Below are 1,030 nucleotides of genomic sequence, written 5' to 3' on the forward strand. Positions count from 1 at the left end.
TAACGTGAGTTCGACGAAATATAAGTGTCTAAAAATTTGGTGATTAGCGAAAATTGTTGTAACTTTAAGGTGCTAAAAAATCAAAAGTTTACAAACAATAATCGCTATGATCACCGAGGACAAAGTTACTGAAATTTTCTGTATTGCAGATGACTTCTGCAAAGTTTTTGATGCCCAAATGGAAAAATACACCATAAAAAGCAATTTAAAACGCAAATACCATCGTGAATCGACTATGTCAAAGGCCGAAATTATGGTTGTCATTATACTTTTTCACAGTTCAGGCTTTCGTTGCTTGAAGCATTTCTACAAAGAATATGTATGTGTGCATCTTCGACACTTGTTTCCCAATGTTGTGTCATACAATCGTTTTGTGGAACTCCAGAAGACTATTGCTATTCCTTTAACTATCTTTATAAAGAAGGTGCTTTTAGGAAAATGTACAGGAATCAGTTTCGTGGATAGCACCCCTCTTCGTGTATGTAGGAACCAGAGAATCCTTATCCATAAGACATTTAAAGGTATCGCTCAAAGAGGTAAATGTTCTATGGGATGGTTCTTCGGTTTTAAGCTTCATCTGATATGTAATGAAAAAGGAGAATTGCTGAATTTTATGATTACTCCTGGTGATATTGACGACCGTAAACCATTGGAATATAAAGCCTTTGTTGATTTCATCTACGGCAAACTTGTTGGAGACAAGGGGTATATAGGCAAGAACCTATTCGATAAACTTTTCGTTGATGGGATACAACTTATCACGAAACTAAAAAGCAACATGAAGGGGTCTATCATGAAAATATCAGATAGACTCTTGCTTAGAAAGCGGGCTATCATAGAGACCGTTAACGATGAACTTAAGAATATTGCACAGGTGGAACATTCCAGACACAGATCTTTCGACAACTTCATTGTCAATACTCTTGGAGCTTTGGCAGCATATTGCTTCTTTCCTAAGAAACCTACAATTGCCGTTCAAAGGACTATTGATAGACAATTGACCTTATTCTAATTCGTCGAACTCACGTTA

The 1,030-nt window shown here is 36.3% G+C and carries 1 protein-coding gene; it reads left to right on the top strand.

What is annotated here, in order from left to right; genetic code table 11:
- Positions 1-106: 106 nt before the first annotated feature.
- Entirely contained in the window at positions 107-1,012 is a 906-nt protein-coding gene (locus tag CIK96_RS09420; RefSeq protein ID WP_094440459.1) for an IS982 family transposase, read from the top strand.
- Positions 1,013-1,030: the final 18 nt, after the last annotated feature.

It is taken from the genome of Prevotella sp. P4-98, from assembly GCF_002251405.1.
Lineage (GTDB): Bacteria > Bacteroidota > Bacteroidia > Bacteroidales > Bacteroidaceae > Prevotella.

What these genes read in the sequence shown, in the direction of transcription:
- CIK96_RS09420 (WP_094440459.1), top strand. Translation starts at nt 107, where the DNA reads ATGATCACCGAGGACAAAGTTACTGAAATTTTCTGTATTGCAGATGAC.